The organism is Winogradskyella flava (assembly GCF_014243395.1).
Taxonomy (GTDB): Bacteria; Bacteroidota; Bacteroidia; order Flavobacteriales; family Flavobacteriaceae; genus Winogradskyella; species Winogradskyella flava.
Genome location: NZ_JACLCP010000004.1, coordinates 163,853 through 183,175 on the forward strand (window position 1 = coordinate 163,853; position 19,323 = coordinate 183,175).

Consider the following 19,323-nt stretch of genomic DNA (forward strand, 5'->3'; position numbering starts at 1 on the left):
AGATGACACATTCTGAAGACAAAATTGCAATCATAGGATTAGGTTATGTCGGTTTGCCCCTTGCCGTAGAATTTGCGAAAAAATTCTTCGTGGTTGGTTTTGACATTAACAAACAACGGATCCGTGAGTTAAATTCTGGTGTAGATAAAACATTAGAAGTCGATAATGATAATCTAAGTTCAGTTTTAACCAATGACTTAAATGCAGATAAAGGTTTATATATCACCGATAGTTTAGAAGCATTATCCGTAACAAATATATATATCGTAACTGTACCAACACCTACCGATGCTTTAAATAAGCCTGTGTTTACACCACTTGTAAAAGCAAGTGAGGCAGTAGGTAATGCTATGAGTAAAGGAGATATCGTTATATACGAATCGACAGTTTATCCAGGAGCTACCGAAGATATATGTATTCCTGTCGTAGAGAAAGCATCTGGATTAATTTTTAATAAGGATTTCTATGCTGGTTATTCTCCCGAGCGAATTAATCCTGGAGACAAGCATCATACGGTTACTAAAATTTTAAAAGTGACATCAGGGTCAACACCTGAGATTGCTAAGAAAATAGATGACTTATATAAAACAGTTATTACCGCTGGAACGCATTTAGCGCCTTCAATTAAAGTTGCAGAGGCGGCTAAAGTAATTGAGAATTCACAGCGTGATATCAATATTGCATTTGTTAATGAGTTGTCTAAGATTTTTAGACTATTAGATATTGACACTAAGGCAGTATTAGAAGCAGCTGGTACTAAGTGGAACTTTCTGAAGTTTTCACCAGGTTTGGTAGGTGGTCATTGTATCGGTGTTGATCCATATTACTTGGCACAAAAAGCTATTGAGTCTGGTTACAATCCGGAGATTATCCTAGCGGGTCGGAAGATGAATGATAGTATGGGTAGCTATGTTTCTACAGAGACTGTTAAAATGATGATTAACAAGGGTGCAACTATCAAAGGATCTAATGCTTTGGTTTTGGGAATCACTTTTAAAGAAAATTGTCCAGATATTAGAAATTCTAGAGTAATAGATATCATTGAGGAATTACAGTCTTATCACGTAAATGTCGATGTTTATGATCCATGGGCTTCTAAAGAAGAAGTAAATCATGAATATGGGTTGGAGTTGAAATCCTCAACCACTGAGTTGAAACCAAATTACGATGCCATTATATTGGCCGTTTCTCACAAAGAGTTTTTGGAAATATCTCTTGACAATTTAAAATCTGATAAATGCGTAATTTTTGACGTAAAGTCTTTATTGCCTCACGACACTGTAGACGCACGTCTATAATTAAATTTAACCTCAAATCATAATTATGTACTCAAATCAATATCATACTGATGACCTTTCCCAGTTAAGTTTTTTAGTGACTGGAGGTGGAGGATTTATTGGCTCTAACATTGTTGAATACTTATTAAAGTATGGTGCAAAAAAAGTTAGGGTTTTAGATAATTTTTCGAACGGCTATCGTGAGAATTTAACGGAGTTTATGGATAACCCATCTTTTGAATTATTAGAGGGCGATATAAGGGATTTGACTACTTGTAAAAAGGCAATGGCAGATATAGACTATGTATCTCATCAAGCTGCTTTAGGTTCTGTTCCTCGTTCAATTAATGATCCAGCAACATCAAATGAGGTCAATATTTCAGGGTTCTTGAATATGTTAATTGCCGTAAAGGATAGTCCAACGGTGAAACGTATGGTATATGCGGCATCTAGTTCTACCTATGGTGATAGTAAAGCTCTACCGAAGGTAGAAGATAACATTGGGAAGCCTTTATCACCATATGCAGTTACAAAATATGTAAACGAGCTTTATGCAGATGTTTTTGGTAAAACCTATGGAACTGATGTGATTGGTCTTCGTTATTTTAATGTATTTGGGCCTAAACAAAGTCCAAATGGAGCATATGCCGCGGTTATACCATTATTTATGCAAGCTTTAAAGGATAATGAGCCATCGAAAATTAACGGAGATGGAGATCAAACAAGGGATTTTACGTTTGTAGATAATGCTGTTCAAGCTAATATTAAAGGTTTCTTTGCTCCTAAGGAAGCAGCGAATGAGGTATTTAATGTGGCCTGTGGAGAACGCATATCGGTAAATTATTTATGGGATTCACTTAGAATGGCTGCCAAATCTGATTTAAAAGCAGTTTATGGTCCACAGAGACAAGGAGATGTAAGGGATTCTTTAGCCGATATTTCAAAAGCCAAAAGTTTACTTGGCTACGAACCTCAGTATACAGTCAGACAAGGTTTAAAAATTACTTGGGATTATTTTAACTAGTCTTTTTGCGTATATTAGCGGGTAAAATCCCGCTAGTTTGAATACCCAGAACAATGAGACGTGGTTATATACCATTTCCGGAAAAAAAAAGCTATTAGATTTTAATTTTAAGGAAATTTGGCGTTATCGAGATTTACTGTTCTTGTTTGTAAAGCGCGATGTCATTACATTATACAAACAAACGATTTTAGGACCGCTTTGGTATATTATACAACCTTTATTTACAGCGGTTATATTTACTTTGATTTTCAATAATCTGGGCCAAATAAAAACAGGTGACGTAGTCGATCCTTTTTTGTTTAATCTAACCGGTATAACTTTATGGAATTACTTTAAAGAATGCCTTACAGGTACATCAAGTACTTTTACTAAAAATCAAAATATTTTTGGCAAAGTGTATTTCCCTAGAGTGATTATGCCCATGTCAGTGACCATATCCAATTTGCTTAAATTTGGAATTCAATTACTGATTTTGATTGGCTTTTATTTATACTTTCTATTAAAAGGAGATAATCTAATACTCAATTATAAATACTTATTATTATTACCAATTTATGTTTTTATGATGGCTTTATTAGGCTTGGGTTTAGGAATGCTCTTGTCTGCAATGACAACAAAGTACAGGGATTTAACTGTCTTATTAAGCTTTGGCGTGCAATTATTGATGTATGTGTCTGCTGTACCTTATCCTCTAAGTGAGGCACAAGAAAAATTCCCCCCTTTGGTATCTAAGTTTGTAGAATATAACCCTTTAGCTCAAATTATAGAAGGATTTAGATTTATTGTGATTGATGTCGGTCAAATAGAAATGCGTAAAGTGATATTTACATTAGTTTTAAGTATTCTTATGTTCTTGCTTGGTCTTATAGTTTTTAATAGAACGGAAAAATCATTTATCGATACGGTGTAATGAGTTCAGAAATAATCTTAAAGGTAGAAGGTGTTTCGAAGCAATATCGTTTAGGCGTTGTTGGCACAGGTACTTTGACTCACGACCTCAATAGATGGTGGAGTAAAGTAAGAGGTAAAGAGGATCCTTACTTAAAAGTAGGGAATATTAACGATCGGTCTAAAAAAGTAGATTCACAATATGTTTGGGCTTTAAAGGATATTAATTTTGAAGTCAACAGAGGTGAAGTGTTGGGGATTATTGGTAAAAATGGAGCAGGAAAATCAACATTGCTTAAAATACTCTCAAAAGTAACATCTCCTTCTACTGGACAAATTAAAACTAAGGGCCATATTGCTTCTTTATTGGAAGTAGGTACAGGTTTTCATCCAGAAATGACCGGTAGAGAAAATATTTATTTAAATGGTGCTATTTTAGGAATGACAAAATCCGAAATAAATAGTAAGATAGATGAGATTATAGACTTTTCAGGCTGTTTGAAGTATGTAGACACCCCAGTTAAGCGCTATAGCTCTGGGATGAAAGTGCGTCTAGCCTTTGCCGTAGCTGCTCACTTGGAACCTGATATTTTGGTTGTGGACGAAGTCTTAGCTGTTGGCGATGCAGAGTTTCAAAAAAAGGCTATTGGTAAGATGCAAGATATTTCTAAAGGGGAGGGAAGAACAGTTTTATTTGTAAGTCATAATATGGCAGCTGTTAGGAGTTTGTGTACAAGAGGAATACTTATTGAAAATGGTAGAATTAGTAGTATTGGTACTATTGATAAAATAATTGAACTTTATTTAGATAAAGATGCTGTAAAAAATAAGATTAATACAGACAATAGATCAGGTAGTGGTCTAATGAAAGTAGAGGATATAATTGTTTCTGGAAAAAAAGCGAATATGAGCCCTGAGAATGGAGCACTGTTTAGAATTGAAATTCAATTAGAAAGTCAAATTAAAATAAGCTCTCAACAATTAAGGCTAGATTTAAAAATTAACGACTATATGGGGCAAAGAGTGGCTTGGCTCAGTAATTACTTGTCTGATATAAAAACTGTAGAAGAAGTGAAAAAAATTGTTTTTTCAATTCCGAAGTTGAATCTTAACGGAGGTACGTATTTTATTAGTACGGATTTATATATTGACAAAAAGAGATCTGATTTTCTGCAAAATGCCATTTCGTTTGATATCAATAATGGGGATTTTTATGGCAATGGAAGAAGTGTACCAATACAAGAGTCTAGAATTTTGATGAATTTTAATACAGAAATCCTTGGAGAGTAATACCAGAATATTATTCGTTTGTCCAGATATTAATAAGCCTTCTGGAGGTATCAAACAGATCTACAGACAAGTTGATGTTTTATGTAAAAACGGATTTAATGCCCATATTCTTCATGAGGCATATAGATTTAAATGTACTTGGTTTGATAATGCAACACCCATAGTTTATAATGCATCAGTCTTCCAAGAATTAAATAGCTTAAAGCAAAGAAGACGTCGCACAACAAAGGAAAAAATCAAATATCTTGTCAAGAATTTTATTAAATTCTGTAAGTCTTTTACTCGCAAAAATCATGATATTGAGCTCAATACAAATGATATACTAGTTTTTCCAGAGATTTATGGTCCAAGACTAGCAGAAGTGAAAACAGGAATTAATAAAGTAATATATAACCAAGGGGCGTATCAAACCTTTTTTGGTTATAACTTAAATTTGCAGGATACGGACACACCTTACCATCATAAAGATATAATTGGTGTTGTTGTTAATTCTGAGGATGCTAGACAATATATGAATTTGGCTTTTCCTAAATTGAAAACCTATAGAGTAAAATATGGATTTGATAGTGATAGATTTTCAATTAATAGGTCCAAAAAGAAGCAAATATGTTTTATGCCAAGGCGTCTTAGATCAGATATTATTCAGGTTATTAATATTTTAAAGTTTAATAAAGTTCTAGAAGGGTGGACCATAAGACCTATTGAGAATATGAATGAAGACGAGGTGGCAGAATGTATGAAAGAGAGTGCTATTTTTTTAAGTTTTAATATCAATGAGGGTTTTGGTATGCCTCCAGCAGAAGCAATGGCGTGTGGTTGCATTGTTGTTGGTTATCCAGGTCAAGGCGGTAATGAAATTTTTAATGAGAAGTTTTGTTTCCCTGTTAAAGATAGAGACGTAAAAGCTTATGTAAAAACGCTAGAAAAGGTTATAAAGGCTTATGAAGATAATCCCAAAACGCTTTTAAATATGGCTAATAATGCTTCCAATCATATTTTGTCTTCATATAGCATGACGGAAGAAGAAAATACCATTATTGAAACTTGGACAAGAATTAGTGACCAAAACAACTAAAACTTTGGCTAAAGTCAGTATAATCATACCTAGCTATAATCATGAAGCCTATTTAGAACAGCGACTAGATAGCATATATGGTCAAACCTACAAAAACTGGGAAGCTATAATAATTGATGATGCTTCTACTGATAATAGTTTGGCTCTAATAGAAAGTTACTTAAAAGCACATCCTAGCTTTAATATAAAGTATTTTGTAAAGAATGAAACTAATACAGGTAGTGGATATAAATCATGGCAGAAAGGTATAGAATTATCTGAGACTGATTATATATGGATAGCCGAAACGGATGATTATTGCGAGTCAAGCTTTCTTGAAGAACTAGTCAGTGCTTTGGAAGAAAATAGCGACGCCATTTTAGCGTTCTCAGGATCTAACTATGTTGATGAAAAAGGAAGTATTCTCTATAATTCTTTAAAGAGAACAAAAAATCTTGAATCAGAAAAGAATACTTACACTTTGATCTCAGGAGATAAATTTATTGATGAATTACCTTTTAATACTTATATAACAAATGGAAGTAGTGTGATATTCAGGAAGCCAAAAGAAGTCATACCAGACATTATATTTAGTAATAAACAGAGTTCAGATATTTTTCTGTGGACGTACTTATTACAACGAAAGACTTTCATTTTTAACAAGAGATTATTAAATTTCTTTAGACAACATGGGGATTCTACAACAGTGAAAAATTATAAGTTTAGAAAGAAGAGTATCTACATAGAGAAAATAAATTATCTCAATTATTTTAAAAGAACAGAACAGTATAAAATTTTAGTCGATCATTTTATAAAGCATTATATATGGAGTAATAAAAAGATGTTTACTAAAGTTGGTTTTTTAAATACAATAGAAACAAGTGATAATGTAATATTTTATTATTACAAAAGTTTACTGAAATTTGCATTGCAAAAATTGTTTCGTTATGGAAGATAAGTGGCCTCTAGTAAGTATAATTATTCCAACGTATAATAGAGCAAATCTTATTGGTGAAACTTTAGAAAGTATTGATAACCAGATTTATAAGCATTGGGAGTGTATCGTTGTAGATGATGGTAGTACTGACAATACGAAAGTAATAGTAGATGAATTTGTAAAAAACAATACAAAATTCTCATATTTATCTCGACCTAAGAGTATGGCTAAAGGAGCTAATTCTTGTAGGAATTACGGTTATGAAAAAAGTAAAGGTCTATTGATAAATTGGTTTGATAGTGACGACATTATGCATCCTAGAAAATTAGAGATTCAAGTTGGTCATTTAGAGAGTACTAAATTTCAATTTACGGTTTGTCAAACGTTAGTTTTTAAGCATCATATTGATAATATAATAGGTTTAAGATGCGGAAAAATATATTCCAAGTCTTTCTTTGGAGATTTCGTGACTAATAAAATAAAATGGTTAACTCAAGCGCCATTGTTCAAGAGACAATTTATAGACGCACATATGTTAAGATTTGATGAGACTTTGTCTCAATCTCAAGAAAGAGATTTTTTTATTAGGGTCTTAGATATCGTTAACGATTATCATTATGATGATACACCATTAGTTTATTTTAGAGAGCATAATGATAGCATATCTCATAGTGCACAAACAAAAGATATGCTTAAGTCTAATTTTAAAGTTAATTATAGGGCTTTAGATATATATGGTGATAAATTAAATGACTCTGAGAAAAAAGTGCTGAAGAAAGGGATTAAACAAGTTTTAAAAAAAACAATACAAAATAAATATTTTAAACTCTCCAACGAAATACTTAAAAAGATGTATTTTCATCTTTCTTTTAGGGAAAGGTTAAAAATACGATTAGGGGTATTGTTACTAAAAAATATAGGTAAGGGAGACGTTTTATTTAATTAATTAGAGTCTAAATATGTCAAATATATTAATTACAGGGGGCGCTGGAAATGTAGGAAGTGCTTTAGCAAAACAATTAGCAAAAGATACGAGTAATGTTATTGTAATAGTCGATAACATTTCAACAGGAAGTAAAGATAAAGTACCAAAGTTAGATAATGTTGTTTTTATAAAGGCAGATGTCAATAATTATCAAGATGTTGTACCGGTTTTTGGCCGTTATAATTTTGACTATGTGTTTCATTATGCTGCAGTGGTTGGTGTTGCTCGTACATTAGAAAATCCAATGTCTGTTTTGGAAGATATTGATGGTATCAAAAACATATTAAGTTTATCTAAAAATACCGGTGTAAAACGTGTGTTTTATTCTAGTTCATCCGAAGTTTATGGTGAACCATTTGAAATTCCTCAAAATGAACAAACCACACCTTTAAATTCTAGACTTCCCTATGCTATTGTCAAAAACGTGGGTGAGGCATTCTTTAGATCGTTTTATAACGAATATGGCTTAGAGTATACCATTTTTAGATTTTTTAATACATATGGGCCAAATCAAAGTGACGATTTTGTAGTTCCGCGCTTTTTAAGAGCAGCTCTAAAAAATGAAAATTTGTTTATTTATGGAGATGGAAAACAAACGCGCTCATTTTGCTATGTAGATGATAACGTGGATTCGTGTATTAAAGCGATGCATAGTGAGGATCAAGTAAATGAAGTGCTTAACGTAGGTAGTGATATAGAAATGACCATATTAGAATTGGCCAAGAGGATAATTAAATTTACGAATTCCAAATCAGAAATAGTGCATTTACCTGCACTAAAAGAAGGTGATATGGCAAGGCGCTGTCCAGATAATACCAAAATGAAGAAGTTATTGGGAAGAGAATTAGTGCCATTAGAAACTGGATTGGATAAATTGATCGAATTTTATAAAAATTAAATTTATTAATGACCTTTAAAAAGTTCAAACAGTTTGTTAATTATAAGATAGATCTAGATAAAATTCATAGAAGCAATGATGATGCCTATGCACTCCAGGTAATTCTTAAATTATTTCCAGAATATACCTATTTACCTTTTACCCCCTTTTCTTTAAACCCATATACTATAATTCATATTTTAAATGATATACTATTAAATAATAGAAAGCAAATTGTAGAATTCGGTTCAGGTATTTCAACGATTGTAATAGCTCAGTTTATAAAAACGAATAAACTAAAAACCAAGATACTAAGTATTGATAATAATAAGGACTGGCAATCTATTATTTCTCAAGAAGTAGAGAAATACAATTGTGGCATGAACTTAACCTTATTGCATGCGGAACTTGAAGAAAACACACGAGACAATTATATAATCGACCAAAATAAATATTGGTATAACAATGAGATAGTTGAAACAACCATTAATTCTATAGAAAATATAGATTTAGTTATTGTTGATGGACCTAGTACTGGTACATCGGCTTATGCAAGGTATCCGTCATTTTTTAGCGTTCAAAATAAGTTGGCCAGTTCGTATTGTATTTTTCTAGACGATATTAAGCGTAATGGTGAACGTAAAATTATTGAAAAATGGAATAAAACCATACAAGGCAATTTGCAGTATGAGAAAATGTATGCTACCATCACAGTAGGTCAAAAATTTTCGACGAAACCACTAAGTCATTGATTAATTAGATATGCGTATAGGTATTAATCCAGAAAAAGAAAATAACCAACTTCTATTGGAATCTTATCATAGAGTTGTAATACCTGTATATATTCCTAATCTTGTAGAAGACTATTTTAAAGACGGATTAAGGATATTTAAACTTTGTATAGAATCTTTATTACATACCATTCATAATAAAACCCGAATTTCATTAATTGACAATGGTTGTTGCGAAGATGTCCAGGTATATTTAAAGGAATTATATGATTCACACAACGACATAGATCAACTGTTGAATTCTAAAATTAATTTAGGAAAAGTCAATGCGATATATTCAGCCGTTAAAAGCAATCTAGAACCTTTAATTACAATATCTGATGCCGATGTCATGTTTTTACCTGCTTGGCAAACGAATGTAGAAAGTATTATAAGGGATTTTCCGGAGAGTGGAATGGTTTCACCTGTCCCAAGTAGTTTAGGATATAGAAGTGGGTTTTTAAATAGTACGGTGTATTATGGTCTTTTTAAAGGTGAAATTCAATTTGAAGATGTGTTAGATCCTGATGGTCTTCATAAATTTCAAGAAAGTATTGGTAGAAAGATGTATAATGATATACATTTAGAAAAATACTTAACACTGTCTAATTCTAAAAATACGGCAGTTATTGGATGTGGGCATTTCGTCGCTACAATGCGAGCAGAAATATTTGAAAGCGCGCCATGGGAAGTTTGTCAGCATAAAATTGTAGGTGGAAGTGAAAGTACTTATTTTGATATTCCAAACGATGAAGCAGGGTATTTAAGATTGGCAACCAAAGGAAATTATGCCTATCATTTGGGTAATGTTTTTGAACCATGGATGAAAGATAAAATGGAAACTATTTTAAATCATACCCATAAAGAAGATACATTAGAGAAATTACCCAAAGGAAAACCTATATCATCCACCCAATATAAAATAGGTAAGTTTTTTAGAATATTGATATTCAAGAAATTCAAGAAACTTTATTTTCAACTAAAAGGTATTAAAACTCCATACTAGTGTCAAAATCGGCAAAAATCTTAATTTCTAATATGGCTTTGCCAACTACAAAAATTGGAAGCTGGACGACTAGAATGAGTCGATTTATAGATGATAATCCACTTTTTTTTAATTATATACTATCGCCAAGTAATAGTTTAAGTACTTCAATATATTGTAAGAAAGGCTCATTCATAACTTGGAAAAAGCCATTTAGAAACTTCCAATTATTAAATAAAGTAGCTTCTGATTACATAAAACAGATTAAGCGTTTATCACGTAATTATGATGAGTTAACCATCGTAGTAATGGATGACCCACATTTGGTAGAAGCGATGAGTTTAATTAAGAATAGACTAAAAAGTAATGTAGAACTCATCTTTTCTTTTCATGGATTTAATTTAGAGCTGGATTCTAAGATTATGCAATCCATAGATAAGATTCTTTGGTTATCTCAAAAGGCTTCTGAGCATAATAAATTAAACTATGATGATAATTTCCCAAGTTCTTATGTAGTTGGTAATGCAGTAGATTCTGATAAATTTCACCCTTTAAATTCTGATAAGTTCATAGAAGAAAGATCTAAAAGAGGTTATTCACAAAGGGATGAAATTTTAGTATGGATGGCAAACGATCGCCCCAAAAAAGGACTTCATATATTTAAGTTAGTTGTTGAATCGTTACTTGAAGAGCATAAAAATCTTAAAATTATTGTTATTGGTACTTCACAAGAAATTAATCACTCTAATGTTTTTTGTATTGGGAAAATTCCTAATCATGAAGTAGCGACTTATTTACAAATAGGAAATTATTACATATTTACGACATTATATGAAGAAGGTTTTGGTTTATCAGTTGTGGAGGCTTATAAATGTGGCAATGTTGTTATGGCATCTAATAAAGGTGCAATCCCAGAAGTGCTAAATGACTTAAATCATGCATACCTAGTAGACGAACCTGAGAATATAAATTCATGGGTTGAATGTTTTAACTTGGCGAGAACAAATAGTAACTTTGGCAAGGAGCGCATATCAAAAAGAGAGACAGATTCTATTTGGAACTACAATACATGGGAAGAGAAATTTGTAGATGCTATCAATTAAAATGAAAACAGTTATAATTATACCTGCAAGAAAAGGGTCTAAGCGTTTACCTAAAAAGAATGTCTTGGACTTAGGAGGCATCCCATTAATTGCTCATAGTATTATGTATGCGCAACAGTTTTCTAGTATCACAACAGATATTTATGTAACTACAGATGACGAAGCCGTTAAATTGATTGCAGAAAATTATAATATAAATGTAATTGAGCGCCCCAAAACTATCGCGGGTGATAATGCTACAACTGTTTCAGCTTTAAAGCATGTCTTAGAGACTGTTAAGGATACTTATGAACAAGTTATTTTGTTACAACCTACAAGCCCTTTAAGACCAAAGCATCTGCTTTCAAAGGCTTTTAAAATGTTTATAGAAAAAGGTTGTGATAGCTTAATGACAGTAAGTGAAAATGATAAAAAATTAGGAAAAATAAAGGGCGGTAACTTTGAGCCTTTCACCTATAAAATGGGGCAACGAAGTCAAGATTTAGAACCTTTATATTATGAGAATGGGCTATTATATATTGCTAAAACAAACTTAATTTTAAATAATAAAATTCTCAGTGATAATAACGTCCCATTTGTTATTGATCATCCATATATGACTGTTGATATTGATACAAAGGAAGATTTATTATATGCTGAGTTCATCCTAAACAATTACAAAAATGAGTAATCCATACATAACAATAGCTGGCAGAAAAATAGGGCCTGATTACCCACCACTGGTTATTGCGGAAATAGGAATTAATCATGAAGGATCACTAGACATAGCGAAGCAAATGGTAGACGCTGCAAAACGAGCAGGAGTAGAAGTTGTAAAACATCAAACCCATATTGTAGAGGATGAAATGAGTGGTGTTGCCAAATCTGTAATTCCTGGAAATTCAGACACTTCTATTTATGATATTATGGAACGTTGTGCTTTAAATGAAGCAGATGAAAGGGCTTTAAAAACTTATGTTGAAGAACAAGGTATGATTTTTATTTCAACGCCTTTTTCTCGAGCTGCTGCAAATAGGTTACAATCTATGAGTGTAGAGGCTTTTAAAATTGGTTCAGGAGAGTGTAATAATTATCCTCTGTTAGAACATGTTGCTGCATTTGGTAAGCCAATTATTCTAAGTACAGGTATGAATACTATTGAAAGTGTTCGTAAAGCTGTAGCTGTTTTCGATAAAGAAAATGTCCCAGTGGCTTTACTACATACCACTAATTTGTACCCAACACCATCACATTTAGTAAGGTTTGGAGCAATGATAGAGTTACAAGAAGCTTTCCCAGATAAAGTCTTTGGACTAAGTGATCATACCCTTAACAATAATGCATGTATTGGAGCAGTGGCTCTAGGGGCTTCAATCTTAGAAAGACATTTTACAGATCATATGGGGCGCACTGGTCCAGATATAGTTTGTAGTATGGATGAAATTGCAGCAAAGGAACTTATGGTTTCAAGTCAAGAAGTTTGGTCCATGAGAGGAGGTACAAAAGAACCAGCTAAAGAAGAACAAGTCACTATAGATTTCGCTTTTGCAACTGTCTGTACGATCAAAGGTATTAAAAAAGGTGATACATTTTCTAAAGATAATATCTGGGTAAAGCGACCAGGGACAGGAGAAATACTTGCAGAGCATTTTAATTCTATTATCGGAAAGAAGGCAGAAATTGATATTGATATTGATAAACAATTGACATGGGCAGACATAGAATCGTAGATTTTTTAAATTTCTTATTGCAACGTGTTTATGAATCAAAGCCTATTGAGGAGTCATTTATTTTAGATGCATTTAATAAGGTGGTTAAGGATGTTAATTATCATTTTCCAACAGTTGATGAATTAGAGATTATCGATAGAATTACAACCAGTCAGAATGAACTAGCATTATTTTTATTTAGAATAGGAAGAGAGCTACATCTCAATAACAAAGATAATTTAAAAGCGCAAATACACTTTTTGATGAAAGATTTATGCGGTTGTGAAATATATTTTAACTCGAGTATAGATACTGGTTTTTATATCGTACATGGTGAAGGTACAGTTATCGGAAGCAGAAATACGATAGGTAAAGGTTTTGTCATTCATCAAAATTGTACTATAGGACATAAGATGAATGGTGCAGGTGCTGGAAACGTAATTGGGAACAATGTAAAAATGTATTGTAATTCATCCATATTGGGGGAATTAAAAATAGGTGATAATGTTATTATTGGTGCCCATACAATGGTAAATAAAAATATTAAAGCGAATATGACAATAGTTTCAACTTCGCGATTAGAATATTTATAAATGGATCTTAAAAAAATATTATTTTTAACAGGAACGCGAGCTGATTTTGGTAAGATCAAAGGGCTAATTGGTGTTTTGGAAGCTAATAGAAAATTTGAGCCTTATCTTTTTGTTACTGGTATGCATCTATTGCACAAATATGGCTATACTCTGTTAGAAGTAGAACGCTGCGGTTATCAACATATACATACATTTAATAATCATACGCATGAGACAACAATGGACTTGACTTTGGCCAAAACCATTGAAGGATTTTCAACTTACGTAAAATCAATAAAACCAGATGTAATAGTAGTTCATGGTGATAGGGTTGAAGCACTAGCTGGCGCAATTGTTGGAAGTCTAAACAACATTTTGGTCGCTCATATAGAAGGTGGTGAAATTTCGGGAACAATAGATGAATTGATTAGACATTCGGTATCTAAATTAAGTCATATTCACTATACATCTAATGATGAAGCTAAGAAGCGTTTATTGCAAATGGGGGAATTACCCGAATCTATTTATACAATTGGTTCTCCAGATATTGATGTTATGTTTTCTGATCATCTCCCAGAAATTGAGGAGGTAAAGCGTTACTATGAAATTCCGTTTCGAGATTATGCAGTTGCAATGTATCACCCAGTAACAACTGAGGTAGATACTATAAAAGAAGATGCTCATAAGTTTGTAGAATCCTTAAAGAAGAGCAGAAAAAATTATGTGGTCATTTTTCCGAATAATGACCTGGGAAGCGCATCTATTATAGAAGCTTATCAGGAATTGAATGACCATAAAAGGTTTAGAGTTTTTCCTTCTATTCGCTTTGAATATTTTTTGACTTTATTAAAACATTCTAGCTTTATTATAGGCAATAGCAGTGCAGGTATTAGGGAAGCTCCTTATTATGGAATTCCCAGTATAGATATAGGAACGCGTCAAAAGAACAGAGTTAAGTTAAAGAGTGTTATAAATTCGGAGTGCATTGTGAATAATATTATTGAAGCTATTGAAGGTATAAAAGATATTAATTCGGAAAAAATGCAGATATTTGGTTTTGGTGAAAGTGCATCTTTATTTCTAAAAAGTTTAGAATCAACTGCGTTGTGGAATATCAATCATCAGAAGCAATTTAAGGATATTAATGAGTAATAAAAAGCATGTTGTTTTTATTGTTCCAGATGGGGTAGGGATTAAGAATTATCTGTATTCAGATTTATTAAAATATGTAGATGACTTTGCAAAAGTAACTATATGGTCTCCTTTGCCAGAATCTGCTTTCGATGAGGTTAAGACCTTGCATAATTTTAGCATTAATTATAGAAGACTTAAACTCCATTCAGAGTCTATACTTACAAGACTATTTAGAGAATCGGCGTCTTATGCTAGATTATGTTATAATTCAAAATTAACGCAAAACGAGACGATACTTCTTAATTGGAGGCGTCCTAAAGGAAATTTTAAATTAGGTTTATTATACAGATTTGCAGAGGCCATAGGAAACTGGGCCAAACATAACTATAAACGTATATTAGGTTTAGAAGAACATTCAAAAAACAAATGGTCTCGATCTATAATCCAGTTTTATAAAACAGAACTAGAGACGCTAAATGCAGATTCAGTATTTATTACTCATCAAAGGGTACCTAGACTTATGCCTATATGTATTGCGGCAAAACAATTAAATATTAAATCCGCTACAGCTATTTTTTCTTGGGATAATTTACCAAAAGCACGTTTGTGTGTTGCCACTGAATATTATGTTTTATGGTCTGATTGGATGAAAAAGGATATGGATTTGTTTTATCCTGAAATCGATGAAGAAAAATTAATTATTACAGGAACTCCTCAGTTTGAATTTTACAAACAGGATCAACGGATCATGGATAGGTTGTCTTTTGCCAAATCCCATGGTTTAAATCCTGAAGTCAAATGGTTCTGTTTTAGTGGTGATGACGAATATACATCGCCTTATGACCCCAATTATCTATACGATATTGCTAAAGTAATTTCTCAGATGGAAACGCCAGTTCAGCTTATATTCAGGAGATGCCCGGTAGATTTTTCCAATAGATATAATACAGTTTTAGACGAGTTTAAAGATGTAATAGTGCCAATAGACCCCATTTGGCATACAGACTCTAAAGCCTGGGTGGGTTACTTTTCAAAGCTAGAAGATGTGAGTCTTCAAGTTAACTTGGCTAAGCATTGCGAGGGTGTAATTAATTTGGGGAGCACCATGGCGCTGGATTTTGCAACATTTAACAAGCCATGTCTATATCTTAATTATGATACAGTTAAAGATGACAATTGGAGTACAGATTTTATATATAAATTTCATCATTTTAAATCCATGAAGGATTTAGATGCTGTGGGATGGATTAATGGTAAAAATGAAATTAATGATGCTCTCGAATCTGTTTTGGATGAAAGAGAAGTAGTTGGTCCAGATAGAAAATTATGGCTAGAAAAATTAGTGAATTGCCCACTAGAAGCCAATGCTAAACACATTGCTAATATATTAGAATAATGCATATTTGTTTTATTTCAAGCGAGTATCCTATTTGGAAATCTGGAGGCGTCGGAAGCTTTCTTCAGACGTTTAGCAGGGCTATGGTGCAAAGAGGTCATACTATATCTATAGTAGGCATTGGGGAAACACATGAAGAAATGCAGTTGGTTGATGAGGGCGTTCATATATACAGACTACCAGTCGCAAAATTACCTATAGCTAAGTTTATTGCCAATACCAGACGCATACATATTAAGATTAAAGCACTTAATGCGAAAGAAAAAATTGATATTGTAGAATCTGCAGAACTGGGATTGGCCTTTCAAAAAAAAATACCATCTATTGCTTATTGCATTCGCTTGCATGGTGGGCATCACTTTTTTTCGGAATCTGAGAATAGACCAGTACATTGGTGGCAGGGTTTTAAGGAAAAGTTATCTTTTAAAAATGCAGATGGCTTTATTGCAGTTTCCGAATATGTAAAGAACCATACAGCTAAATATTTATCTTATCATAGCAAACCAGTTGAGATTATAAACTACCCGATAAATACAGAAATGTTCTCTCCGAATTTATCAATTAATGTAGATGTCAATAACATAACATTTGCTGGTACTATTTGTGAAAAAAAAGGGATAAGACAGCTTATAATGGCCATGCCTTTATTGCGGGAGCAGCATTCAGAATTGCACTTGCATATTTATGGAAGAGAATGGTTTTATAAAGATGGAACTTCTTACACGGAAATGCTAAAAAGCAAATATGCACCTATTGTTGATACCTGTGTTACCTTTCATGGTGTAATTCCATTTAATGACTTACCTAAAAAGTATGCAGAAGCTATGGTATGCGTATTTCCGTCGCACATGGAAACTCAAGGGTTGGTAGCACCAGAAGCAATGGCAATGAAGAAACCTGTTGTTTTTTCAGAATTAGGACCAGGACCGGAAACTATTGAAAATTATAAAACAGGCTTACTTTGTAATCCGCATAAAATTGACGACATTGTTGAAAAAGTCTTATGGTTTTTAAACAATAAAGATAAAATTGAGCGCATTGGAAATAATGCAAGAGCTTTTGTACTGCAAAAGTTTAATTCATCGCCCATTCTAAATAAGAATATTAGCTTTTATAAAAAGATTATCAAGAATAAATAGTTTAAGATGGTACTGGCAATTTTCACATTGGTTGAACATATTGAAAAAGAGGGCAAGTACTTTGGATATGCACCTTATGTCAGGGAAATGAATTTATGGACTTCTACATTTGAGGAAGTAATTGTTGTTGCACCGCGATCAGAACATAAAACTTTAGATAAGATATGTATGGCTTATGCTCATGAAAATGTGAAGTTCGTTAAGATGCCTGTCTTTCAAATAAAATCTTTAGTAAGTATTATTACTTTATTGATTAAGATTCCCAAAATATTATTCATTATGGCTAAGGTAATGTATCGGGCAGATCATTTACACTTTAGAAGCCCTAGTAACATTGCTGGAATAGCAGCACTAGTTCAATTATTTTTTCCTTTCAAGAAAAAAACGATGCGATATACTGGAAATTGGGACCCAAAAAGCAGACAGCCTATTGGTTATCGTTTTCAGAAGTATCTATTTAGTGCTCCTTTTTTCTCTAAAAATATAGTAGCAATGGTTTATGGAAATTGGCCAAAGCAATCTAAAAATGTCAGATCATTTTTTACCGCTACCTATTCAGAAAATGAAAAGGAAAGCTTTTTCAAAAGAGATTATAAAAATAGTTTAAAATTCATATTTACTGGGGCTTTGGTAGAAGGAAAACAGCCTCTATTTGCAATACAAATTATTGAGCGTTTAAAGGAATTTGGTAATGACTGTACTCTCGATATATTCGGAGATGGTATCTTAAGGTCATCCGTTGAAATTTATATAGAGAGGAAAGGCTTAGGAAATATAATTACATTACACGGTAATCAAGACAAAGAGACAATTAAAAGTACATTAAGAAAAAGTCACTTTATAATTTTACCATCAAAAAGTGAGGGCTGGCCAAAGGCGATTGCTGAGGGTATGTTTTTTGGCGTTATTCCTATTTCAACTTATGTTTCTTGTCTAGATTGGATGTTGGGTTCTGGCAGTAGAGGCATTCTGATTGAGCTAGACATAAACTCGGCTACTGAAAAAATTATAGGAGTCCTCCAAAATAGAAACCTACATGAAATGGCGAAATTTGCACAAGATTGGTCACAACAATATACTTTGGAAACTCTAGAAAATGAGATAAATAACGTTTTACAATTATGATAAGGGTTTTGCAACTTATCGATTCATTGGAAGCAGGGGGAGCTGAGCGATTGTCCATTAATGTTGCAAATGGCCTTGCTGATGAGATTGATGGTTCCTTTATATGTGTGACACGTGCCGAGGGTCCTTTGAAATCTTCAATAGACAAGTCAGTAGGCTATTTGTTTTTAAAGAAACGATCCACGCTAGATCTAAAAGCTATTTTTAAACTTAAAAAGTATATAAAAAATAATAGAATTTCTATTATTCATGCTCATTCATCTTCTTTTTTCCTAGGATTTTTGGTTAAGTTAATTTATCCAAGAATATGCCTAATATGGCATGATCATTATGGCAATAGTGAATTTTTGGAAGAAAGGTCAAACTTGATATTAAAAGTTTGCTCTTATTTTTTCTCTCACATTTTTTGTGTTAATCGAACTTTGAAAGATTGGTCAATTCAGTATTTAAATTGTAAGAGTGTTAGTTATCTTCAAAATTTCACATTTTTAAAAAATAATGAAGAATTAACCGATCTAAAAGGTGTCAAAGGAAAGAGAATCGTATGCTTAGCAAATTTGCGTCCGCAAAAGGATCATCTAAATTTATTAAACGCATTTAATATGCTACTAAACGATCATCCTGATTGGTCATTGCACTGCATTGGTAAAGACTTTAATGACGATTATTCTAGAAAATTAAAGGAGTATATTCGGGAAAAAGGACTGTTAAAACACGTATTTTTTTATGGTAGCCGTCAAGATATAAGTTATATATTGTCTCAATGTGAAGTTGGTGTACTTTCTTCAAAATCGGAAGGTTTACCCATTGCATTACTAGAGTACGGATTTAGTAAATTGGCCGTTGTGGCGACGAAAGTTGGAGATTGTGAGTTAGTAGTTAACTCGACAGAATTGGGGGCATTAGTTCCACCAGAAAACCCAGAAAGTCTGTCTTTGGCCTTAAAAAGGTGTGTAGAAAGCTCTCAAAAAAGACTTTTAACTGCAAATAAATTACATATGAAAGTTATTAGTAAATTCTCTAAACCTGCCGTAATTCATAAGGTAATTGATATGTATAGCGTTGTATTAACAACATAA

19 protein-coding genes are annotated in these 19,323 nt (G+C 32.6%); all 19 read left to right on the plus strand.

Features of this window, described 5'->3' with window-relative positions:
- The first annotated feature begins 2 nt into the window (after positions 1–2).
- The 19 genes from H7F21_RS13410 to H7F21_RS13500 are packed head-to-tail and all read left to right on the plus strand — an operon-like array spanning position 3 to position 19,323.
- Positions 3–1,298 (plus strand): nucleotide sugar dehydrogenase, encoded by a 1,296-nt coding sequence (locus tag H7F21_RS13410; protein WP_185789809.1) that lies wholly within the window; start codon positions 3–5, stop codon positions 1,296–1,298.
- 25 nt (positions 1,299–1,323) lie between these two features.
- Positions 1,324–2,301, plus strand: coding sequence for an SDR family oxidoreductase (locus H7F21_RS13415; protein ID WP_185789810.1), 978 nt, complete (start codon positions 1,324–1,326; stop codon positions 2,299–2,301).
- Between the two features lie 37 nt (positions 2,302–2,338).
- The gene (locus H7F21_RS13420) at positions 2,339–3,211 is read left to right on the plus strand and encodes an ABC transporter permease (protein ID WP_185789811.1); all 873 of its coding nucleotides are present in this window, start codon (positions 2,339–2,341) and stop codon (positions 3,209–3,211) included.
- Positions 3,211–4,479 carry an ABC transporter ATP-binding protein gene (locus tag H7F21_RS13425; protein WP_185789812.1) on the plus strand — a complete coding sequence of 423 codons (1,269 nt, stop codon included), beginning with the start codon at positions 3,211–3,213 and terminating at the stop codon, positions 4,477–4,479. Before H7F21_RS13420 ends, H7F21_RS13425 begins: the two co-directional genes overlap by 1 nt.
- Positions 4,469–5,554 carry a glycosyltransferase gene (locus H7F21_RS13430; RefSeq protein ID WP_185789813.1) on the plus strand — a complete coding sequence of 362 codons (1,086 nt, stop codon included), beginning with the start codon at positions 4,469–4,471 and terminating at the stop codon, positions 5,552–5,554. The genes H7F21_RS13425 and H7F21_RS13430 overlap by 11 nt, the downstream gene beginning before the upstream one ends.
- Complete coding sequence (locus H7F21_RS13435; RefSeq protein WP_185789814.1) at positions 5,517–6,491, plus strand: glycosyltransferase family 2 protein; 975 nt, start codon at positions 5,517–5,519, stop codon at positions 6,489–6,491. The genes H7F21_RS13430 and H7F21_RS13435 overlap by 38 nt, the downstream gene beginning before the upstream one ends.
- A complete protein-coding gene (locus H7F21_RS13440; RefSeq protein ID WP_185789815.1) occupies positions 6,481–7,416 on the plus strand; it encodes a glycosyltransferase family 2 protein in 936 nt (311 codons plus the stop codon). The genes H7F21_RS13435 and H7F21_RS13440 overlap by 11 nt, the downstream gene beginning before the upstream one ends.
- Positions 7,417–7,429: 13 nt before the next feature.
- Entirely contained in the window at positions 7,430–8,353 is a 924-nt protein-coding gene (locus H7F21_RS13445) for an NAD-dependent epimerase/dehydratase family protein (RefSeq protein WP_185789816.1), read from the plus strand.
- A gap of 8 nt (positions 8,354–8,361) precedes the next feature.
- On the plus strand, positions 8,362–9,084 hold the full coding sequence (locus H7F21_RS13450; RefSeq protein ID WP_185789817.1) for a class I SAM-dependent methyltransferase: 723 nt from the start codon (positions 8,362–8,364) through the stop codon (positions 9,082–9,084).
- Positions 9,085–9,094: 10 nt separating this feature from the next.
- On the plus strand, positions 9,095–10,108 hold the full coding sequence (locus H7F21_RS13455) for a glycosyltransferase family A protein (RefSeq protein ID WP_185789818.1): 1,014 nt from the start codon (positions 9,095–9,097) through the stop codon (positions 10,106–10,108).
- The gene (locus H7F21_RS17585; protein ID WP_185789819.1) at positions 10,108–11,190 is read left to right on the plus strand and encodes a glycosyltransferase; all 1,083 of its coding nucleotides are present in this window, start codon (positions 10,108–10,110) and stop codon (positions 11,188–11,190) included. The genes H7F21_RS13455 and H7F21_RS17585 overlap by 1 nt, the downstream gene beginning before the upstream one ends.
- Position 11,191: 1 nt before the next feature.
- Positions 11,192–11,860 carry an acylneuraminate cytidylyltransferase family protein gene (locus H7F21_RS13465; protein WP_185789820.1) on the plus strand — a complete coding sequence of 223 codons (669 nt, stop codon included), beginning with the start codon at positions 11,192–11,194 and terminating at the stop codon, positions 11,858–11,860.
- The gene (locus tag H7F21_RS13470; RefSeq protein ID WP_185789821.1) at positions 11,853–12,899 is read left to right on the plus strand and encodes an N-acetylneuraminate synthase family protein; all 1,047 of its coding nucleotides are present in this window, start codon (positions 11,853–11,855) and stop codon (positions 12,897–12,899) included. Before H7F21_RS13465 ends, H7F21_RS13470 begins: the two co-directional genes overlap by 8 nt.
- A complete protein-coding gene (locus tag H7F21_RS13475; protein WP_185789822.1) occupies positions 12,878–13,471 on the plus strand; it encodes an LbetaH domain-containing protein in 594 nt (197 codons plus the stop codon). The genes H7F21_RS13470 and H7F21_RS13475 overlap by 22 nt, the downstream gene beginning before the upstream one ends.
- Positions 13,472–14,602: a UDP-N-acetylglucosamine 2-epimerase gene (gene neuC / locus H7F21_RS13480; RefSeq protein ID WP_185789823.1), complete on the plus strand. Its 1,131-nt coding sequence runs from the start codon at positions 13,472–13,474 to the stop codon at positions 14,600–14,602.
- The gene (locus H7F21_RS13485; RefSeq protein ID WP_185789824.1) at positions 14,595–15,980 is read left to right on the plus strand and encodes a hypothetical protein; all 1,386 of its coding nucleotides are present in this window, start codon (positions 14,595–14,597) and stop codon (positions 15,978–15,980) included. The genes neuC and H7F21_RS13485 overlap by 8 nt, the downstream gene beginning before the upstream one ends.
- Entirely contained in the window at positions 15,980–17,119 is a 1,140-nt protein-coding gene (locus tag H7F21_RS13490; RefSeq protein ID WP_185789825.1) for a glycosyltransferase family 4 protein, read from the plus strand. The genes H7F21_RS13485 and H7F21_RS13490 overlap by 1 nt, the downstream gene beginning before the upstream one ends.
- A 6-nt stretch (positions 17,120–17,125) precedes the next feature.
- Positions 17,126–18,244: a glycosyltransferase gene (locus H7F21_RS13495; RefSeq protein WP_185789826.1), complete on the plus strand. Its 1,119-nt coding sequence runs from the start codon at positions 17,126–17,128 to the stop codon at positions 18,242–18,244.
- A gap of 26 nt (positions 18,245–18,270) precedes the next feature.
- Complete coding sequence (locus H7F21_RS13500; protein WP_185789827.1) at positions 18,271–19,323, plus strand: glycosyltransferase; 1,053 nt, start codon at positions 18,271–18,273, stop codon at positions 19,321–19,323.